Below are 6,980 nucleotides of genomic sequence, written 5' to 3'. Positions count from 1 at the left end.
GAGGGATATATGACAGAATATGACGGCGGGCAGTTTGATATCGTGGTAGTGGGCGCAGGTCACGCTGGTGTGGAGTCGGCGCTTGCTTGTGCGCGTCTTGGCAAAAAGACATTGCTTGTAACCATCAATATGGATTCCATTGCACTGATGGCGTGTAATCCGGCGATCGGCGGTACGGCCAAAGGGCATTTGGTGCGAGAGATCGATGCGCTGGGCGGGCAGATGGGTCTCGCGGCAGATGCGACGTTCATCCAAATCAAGATGCTCAACACCAAAAAAGGCCCAGCAGTGCATTCCCTTCGTGCACAACAGGATAAAAAACACTACCAGGCTTATATGAAGCAGGTGCTGGAGAATACGCCTAATCTTTCACTCGTGCAGGACGAGGTCACACGTATCATAACGGATGACAAAGGTGTTATGGGCGTGGTCGGCGCGATGGGCGCGCGCTATTTGTCGCGTGCGGTCATCCTTGCCACAGGCGTTTACCTGAAGGGAAAAGTGATCGTCGGCGAATATACGAAGGAATCAGGCCCGAGCGGGCTTTTTCCTGCCGATTATCTGAGCGACAGCCTGCGTTCTTTGGGGTTCTCGTTGCAGCGGTTCAAAACAGGAACGCCCGCGCGCGTGGATGCGCGTTCTATCGATTTTGCAAAAACGACTCCGCAGTATGGCGATGAGAAGATCGTGCCCTTTTCTTTTATGAGCGGAAAGATCGAGCGGGAGCAGGTTCCCTGCTTTCTTACCTATACCAATGAAAATACGCACGAGATCATCCGTGAGAACATACACAGGAGCCCGCTTTATAGCGGGATGATCGAAGGGATCGGGCCGCGCTACTGCCCGTCCATCGAGGATAAGGTAGTCAAATTTCCGGACAAAGAGCGGCATCAACTGTTTTTAGAGCCGGAGGGGCTGCATACGAATGAGATTTATGTGCAGGGCATGTCCTCGAGCCTGCCGGTAGAGGTGCAGGTCGCGCTTTACCGTACGATCCCCGGCCTCGAGGCTGTGCATTTTGTACGTCCGGCCTACGCGATCGAGTACGATTGCATCGATCCGACACGCCTGATGCCCAGCCTGCAGACGAAGGAAGTTCCCGGCCTGTTTACCGCTGGACAGATAAACGGTACGTCCGGCTATGAAGAAGCGGGTGTACAGGGGCTTGTTTGCGGGGTCAACGCGTGCCGCTATCTGGATGGCGAATCGCCTGTCGTATTGGGACGAAACCAGGCCTACGCGGGCGTGCTCATCGACGATCTTGTGACCAAAGGGACAAAGGAACCATACCGGATGATGACAGCGCGTGCGGAATACCGCCTTCTTTTACGGCAGGATAATGCGGATACACGGCTGACACAGATCGGGCGCGACGTAGGTCTGGTGGACGATGCGCGCTACGACAGGTTTATGTATAAGGTGGAAAATGTTTCACGTGAAACAAAACGCCTGCATGAAACAACGATAGGCTACGCAGACGCAGATGCTTTTTTGAAGAAGCATGACATGGAACAAACGGGGAAAGGCATGAAGATGGCGGCGCTGCTCACGCGGCCCGGAATATCGTATGAGGACGTTCGAGCGCTCAATGAAGATTGCCCGGCGCTTGAGGAAGATATTGCCCTGCAGATCGAGACGAACATCAAGTATGCGGGCTATATAGAAAAGCAGCTAAAGCAGGTCGCGGCGGCAGAGGCACTCAACAAAAAGCAGATCCCCGAAGATATCGACTACACGCAAATCGGCGGGCTTCGGTTGGAGGCGCGTGCAAAGCTAAGCGATGTACAGCCGCTGAATGTGGGACAAGCGTCGCGTATATCAGGTGTATCGCCCGCGGACATCTCAGTGCTGCTGGTATATCTGGCCGCGATCGGGAAGTAAAGGCTGGCGCGCAATCTTCGCCATATACTGACGCTGCGTCGGCAGCAAGAATTTGCGCTGCACTTCAAACAACAGACGCGCTACGCGCCGTCTAACTCGTTCGCGCAAACACTTGACTGCCGACGTTTCGGCCTACGCCGGGTAACAAGACACTGTATGCTATTCGTCTTTTATGGGCGTGATCGATCCGCAGACGTGATGCGGTGTTTGCTTCCGATGTCTTGCAAGCGAAGCGCGCAGACTCGGAATGCAAATAGCCATCTAAGGCTGCGGTAAGCTACATATATAATAAGCACAGCAGGCACAGCCTTCGCTTAAGAAGGACAGAGTTAGAAACGCTCAGGAAAAGGAGAATGACGATGGGAAAGATCATTGAATCGGAACGGCTAGTTTTACAAAGGCTAAAGCAGGAAGATTTTGATGCGATCGCTGTTTTTTTGAAGGATCCGGAAGTAATGTATGCGTGGGGCCATGGCTTTTCTGATGAAGAAGTACACGAATGGCTGGATAAAAACCTGAAGCGTTATGAAGACGATGGCTATGCCTTCTTCCTTGCGGTAAACAAGCAGACAGGCAAACCGGTCGGCGTAACAGGAATCATCCACAACGAGATCAACGGAAAACAGCGCTGGGAGATCGGTTATATCATCGATAAAAAGTTTTGGAAGCAGGGTTACGCCAAGGAAGGCTCAAAAGCCTGCCTGGAGCATGCCTTCCGCGAAATGGCGCTTGACGAGATGGTGTTCCAGATGCGTACAGATAATATCGCTTCTCAAAAGGTTGCGGAATCCCTTGGTGCAAAGCGCGAGGGAGAGTATATCCGCCATTACTGGGGCGAGGATATGCCGCACTATATTTATGTGATCAAAAGAGAAGATTACATATAAGAAAGTTATCACCGGATTGTTTCACGTGAAACAATCGTCAAAGGAGCAGACATGGATTTTGATTTAAAAAAAGCAAAATGGAGCAATGAGCCGCAAAAACACGAGGAAACAGAAAATAAAGTCGTGATGTATACGCAGCCGGAAACGGATATTTGGCAGCGCACCTATTATGGCGCGTGCCAGAACAACCCGCACGCGTTGCTCATCGATACAAAAGAGAACGAATTCACCTTTACCGTAAAGACGACGTTTGCAACAGCGTCCCTTTATGATCACTGCGGCGTGCTTCTTTATCTGGACGAGGAAAACTGGGCAAAGGTGTGCACGGAATACGAAACAGACGACGAGCAGATGTTGGGTAGCGTGGTGACAAACCTCGGTTACTCCGACTGGGGCGGTACGTATATCAGTGAAAAAGTGAAGCGTATGTATTACCGTGTCAGCCGCCGCGGCAACGATTTTTTGTTTGAAAGCGCGACAGATGGGGAAAACTTCAAGCAAATGCGTTTCTTCCATATGTTTTGCGACGAGCAGCCGCTCTCAGTGGGGCTTTTTGCCTGCAGTCCCTACGAAAAAGGGTTCAAGGCAGTGTTCGAGGACATGAAGTTCAGCGAATGTGTATGGCCTGCGCCCTCTGCTGAGTAAGGGAGATAAGAATGTCGGTATTTTCAGAAGAACTGAACACGCTGTGCACGCAAAATGGCTATGAAGTATCAAAAGACGCGCTGCAAAGCATGGAGCTGTATTATGATTGCATGGTAGAAACAAACAAGCAGTACAACCTGACGGCGATCACAGCGCCAAAGGATGCGGCGCTCAAACACTTTTTTGACAGCATCGTGCCCTGTGCGCTCCTGCCAAAGAACGGACGGGTTGTCGATGTGGGCAGCGGCGCAGGATTTCCCATCGCTCCACTAAAGGCGGTACGAAAGGACATTCGCGCCTTTGCCGTAGAATCATCGAAAAAGAAATGCGATTTTATTGTAGAAGCTTCGAGGCAAGCGTCGCTCGATGTCACGGTGTTTTGCGAACGTGCGGAGGTGATCGCAGCCGGCAAACCCCGGGAAAGCTTTGACGCGTGTGTCTCACGCGCGGTCGCGCCGCTTCGCGTACTGTGTGAGCTGTGTGCGCCGCTTTTGAAAAACGGCGGACTGTTTTTTGCCTATAAAGGAGAATATGAGGAAGAGCTCGCACAGGCCAAAAAAGCGCTTGTCGTCTTGAATTTGCAGCTTGTTGAGAAGCTTAGGATGCCGCACGAAGAATACGCGCACCACATCCTTGTGTTCAGAAAAACAGGGGAAAACGCGGCAAAATATCCGCGGCGTTACGCGCAGATCGTAAAGTCTCCGCTATAATCGTTCACACTGAATTCGCAATACAATGATAGAATATAATATCCTGAAAGAAAAGAAGGAAACGATATGAATGGTTTCAGAAAATTTATGATGGGGCGGTACGGCGGCGACCAATTCAGTATGTTCCTCATCATCTTGTCCATTATCCTAAGCATTGCGCTTATGTTTGTGCCTATCCCTTTTATCGGATGGCTGAGCTGGATACCGCTTGCCTTTGCGGTTTACCGGATGTTTTCCAAAAACATCACAAAGCGCCAGCAGGAGAACTTTGCCTATATGCGCAAATGGGGCGCGGTCAAAACGTGGTTCTGGAAGTTGAAAAACGGTACCCTCATAGATAAAACACACAAGACGTTCAAGTGCCCAAAATGCGGTCAAAAGCTGCGCGTGCCAAAGGGTAAGGGAAAAATCAGCATCACCTGCTCAAAATGCGGCAATAAATTTACGAAAAACACATGATCTGTGAGCAAACAAAACTTTCCAATATCGATATTTTCCGGTATAATAAAAGATACCGGTTTTTTACAGTTAAATATACTTAGGAGAGTGAATTCATTTGGGTAAAATCATAGCGATCGCCAACCAGAAGGGCGGCGTTGGAAAGACGACGACAGCCATCAATTTGAGCGCATGTGTCGCAAGCATGGGAAAGCGCGTGCTTCTCATTGATATCGACCCGCAGGGCAACAGCACAAGCGGCCTTGGCGTGGAGCGGGTAGGGCTCAAAAAATCGTCCTATAATGTGCTGGTGACGGGCACTTCGCCTTTGGAAGCGATCCAGCCGACAATGCTTAAGTCGCTTGATCTGATGCCCGCGAACATCGACCTTGTGGGCGCGGAGGTGGAGCTTGTTTCCATGATGGCGCGCGAATCGATATTGAAAAAGGCGCTGGAGGAAGTCAAAGGGCTGTATGACTACATTTTTATGGACTGCCCGCCTTCCCTTGGATTGATCACTTTAAATGCGCTCACCGCGGCGGATAAAATACTCGTACCGATCCAGTGCGAATATTATGCGCTCGAAGGGCTGACGCAACTGATGAGCACGGTCAAGCTGGTGCGCCAGAGCCTAAATCCCGGCCTCGAGGTCGAGGGTGTTGTGCTGACGATGTTTGACAGCCGTACCAATCTTTCCATACAGGTGGTCGAAGAGGTGCGGAAATTCTTTAAAAACAAGGTATATGAAACGGTGATCCCGCGTAATGTACGCTTAGGCGAAGCGCCGAGCTACGGATTGCCGGTCTTGCTGTACGACGCAAAGTGCCTGGGCACGGAAGCGTACAACGAACTGGCACGGGAATTTTTGACAAACGACAAAAAACTGTAAACAGCACAAACGATTGCGGAGGAAACCATGAAAAAAGCTCTTGGAAAGGGTCTTGGCGCGTTGATGGCGGACGCGGCCACCGACCATGATGAAAATACGGGTTTGGTTGAGATCGATATTTTTCTGATCGATAACGATGCCAACCAGCCGCGCAAAAAATTCGATAAAGAAAAATTAAATGAGCTGGCGCAGTCCATCAAGATCCACGGGATCATGCAGCCCATTGTGGTATACCAGAACGAGGGACGCTACACGATCATCGCGGGGGAACGGCGTTTTCGCGCGGCAAAGATCGCAGGGCTCAGTAAAGTCCCTGTCATCGTCAAGAGGCTCGATAAGCGCGGCATATTAGAGCTTTCTCTGATCGAGAACATCCAGCGCGAGGACTTAAATCCCATGGAGCAATCCGCGGCGCTTTACGAGTTGATGATGGAATACGGCCTCACGCAGGACGAAGTCGCCAAGCGTGTGGGAAAAAGCCGCAGCGCGATCGCAAACTTATTGCGCCTGCGCTCCCTGCCGGAGGGTGTAAAAAAGCTGGTGGAAGGCGAAAAACTATCAGCTGGACATGCGCGTTGCCTGCTTCCTTTAGAAGATGAAAAGCGGATTGCGGACGCGGCAAAAACGATCGTGGAAAACGATCTTTCGGTGCGCGACGCAGAAGCGCTGGTAAAGGAACTGATGAACCCGTCTGCAAAGCCGGTCAAGCCTGTAAAAAAGAACAAAGTGATGCCTGTGGAAATGAAAGAAGCACAGGAAGAGCTTTCCAACATCTTAGCGACCAAGGTACAGCTTGTGGGCACGCAGCAAAAAGGCAAGATATCCATTGCCTATTACAGCGCAGAGCAGCTCGAAGAATTATATGAATTCCTGAAAAAGATGTAATATGGCAAATTCGATATTTACCGATGTTTCGGACGAGCGCTTCGTTTACCTGAACCGTATGCTGGATGACGAATATTTCCGGCAGTTCGGCGAAGTAGCGCTAAGATACAAAAAAATCAATCAAATCGGTGACGCGCTTGCCGTTTTGTTGCTTACAGAGCAGGAAGAACTGGCAGGCGGCGGATGTATTCGCTTTTTTGATGAGAATACAGCAGAGGTCAAGCGGGTATGGGTGCCGGAGCCCTTCCGCAGGCATGGCTATGGCAGGCGGATCGTCACGGAGCTCGAGCAAAAGGCAAAAGAACTGGGATATACGTATATGGTGCTCGAGACATCGCATATGATGCCGTGGGCGACGTCGCTTTACGAATCACTCGGCTATTCCTACATCCCCAATTACGGTTTTTATGAAAACGACGATCTGTGTGTATGTATGAAAAAAGCGCTCTGAATGTTGTGAGGGGGAACGCTATGGATCAGGAAATAAAAACGGTATACCACTATTGCAGTGTGGAAAGCTTTTACGGCATCGTTTCCAATAGCACACTGCGCCTTAGCGACATCGACAAAAGCAATGATTATATGGAGCGTAAATGGCTGCAGCGGTTCATCCTAGAGGCCGCGCTTGAAGAATACGAGAAAAAG

8 protein-coding genes are annotated in these 6,980 nt (G+C 50.5%); all 8 read left to right on the top strand.

From position 1 onward, the window contains the following. Positions 1 to 9 precede the first annotated feature (9 nt). The 8 genes from mnmG to VB081_RS10655 all read left to right on the top strand — a co-directional run bounded on the left by mnmG (position 10) and on the right by VB081_RS10655 (position 6,786). Complete coding sequence (gene mnmG / locus VB081_RS10690) at positions 10 to 1,881, top strand: tRNA uridine-5-carboxymethylaminomethyl(34) synthesis enzyme MnmG (protein WP_323400804.1); 1,872 nt, start codon at positions 10 to 12, stop codon at positions 1,879 to 1,881. 359 nt (positions 1,882 to 2,240) lie between these two features. Continuing rightward, the gene (locus tag VB081_RS10685; protein ID WP_323400803.1) at positions 2,241 to 2,768 is read left to right on the top strand and encodes a GNAT family N-acetyltransferase; all 528 of its coding nucleotides are present in this window, start codon (positions 2,241 to 2,243) and stop codon (positions 2,766 to 2,768) included. 51 nt (positions 2,769 to 2,819) lie between these two features. After that, positions 2,820 to 3,413, top strand: a complete 594-nt coding sequence (locus VB081_RS10680; RefSeq protein WP_323400802.1) for a DUF1349 domain-containing protein — start codon at positions 2,820 to 2,822, stop codon at positions 3,411 to 3,413. Positions 3,414 to 3,424: 11 nt separating this feature from the next. Further along, the gene (rsmG, locus tag VB081_RS10675) at positions 3,425 to 4,123 is read left to right on the top strand and encodes a 16S rRNA (guanine(527)-N(7))-methyltransferase RsmG (RefSeq protein WP_323400801.1); all 699 of its coding nucleotides are present in this window, start codon (positions 3,425 to 3,427) and stop codon (positions 4,121 to 4,123) included. A 66-nt stretch (positions 4,124 to 4,189) separates the two neighbouring features. Beyond that, a complete protein-coding gene (locus VB081_RS10670) occupies positions 4,190 to 4,582 on the top strand; it encodes a hypothetical protein (RefSeq protein WP_323400800.1) in 393 nt (130 codons plus the stop codon). 97 nt (positions 4,583 to 4,679) lie between these two features. Continuing rightward, entirely contained in the window at positions 4,680 to 5,450 is a 771-nt protein-coding gene (locus VB081_RS10665) for a ParA family protein (RefSeq protein ID WP_323400799.1), read from the top strand. A gap of 27 nt (positions 5,451 to 5,477) precedes the next feature. Then, positions 5,478 to 6,335, top strand: coding sequence for a ParB/RepB/Spo0J family partition protein (locus VB081_RS10660; protein ID WP_323400798.1), 858 nt, complete (start codon positions 5,478 to 5,480; stop codon positions 6,333 to 6,335). Position 6,336: 1 nt separating this feature from the next. After that, on the top strand, positions 6,337 to 6,786 hold the full coding sequence (locus tag VB081_RS10655) for a GNAT family N-acetyltransferase (protein ID WP_323400797.1): 450 nt from the start codon (positions 6,337 to 6,339) through the stop codon (positions 6,784 to 6,786). Positions 6,787 to 6,980: the final 194 nt, after the last annotated feature.

The organism is Christensenella sp., assembly GCF_034927525.1.
Classification (GTDB): domain Bacteria; phylum Bacillota; class Clostridia; order Christensenellales; family Christensenellaceae; genus Christensenella.
This window is presented reverse-complemented; position numbering and strand designations above follow the sequence as displayed.

Bases quoted from the DNA above. Each gene is read 5' to 3' on its own strand.
- mnmG (WP_323400804.1), top strand. From the start codon at position 10: ATGACAGAATATGACGGCGGGCAGTTTGATATCGTGGTAGTGGGCGCA.
- VB081_RS10685 (WP_323400803.1), top strand. From the start codon at position 2,241: ATGGGAAAGATCATTGAATCGGAACGGCTAGTTTTACAAAGGCTAAAG.
- VB081_RS10680 (WP_323400802.1), top strand. From the start codon at position 2,820: ATGGATTTTGATTTAAAAAAAGCAAAATGGAGCAATGAGCCGCAAAAA.
- rsmG (WP_323400801.1), top strand. From the start codon at position 3,425: ATGTCGGTATTTTCAGAAGAACTGAACACGCTGTGCACGCAAAATGGC.
- VB081_RS10670 (WP_323400800.1), top strand. From the start codon at position 4,190: ATGAATGGTTTCAGAAAATTTATGATGGGGCGGTACGGCGGCGACCAA.
- VB081_RS10660 (WP_323400798.1), top strand. From the start codon at position 5,478: ATGAAAAAAGCTCTTGGAAAGGGTCTTGGCGCGTTGATGGCGGACGCG.
- VB081_RS10655 (WP_323400797.1), top strand. From the start codon at position 6,337: ATGGCAAATTCGATATTTACCGATGTTTCGGACGAGCGCTTCGTTTAC.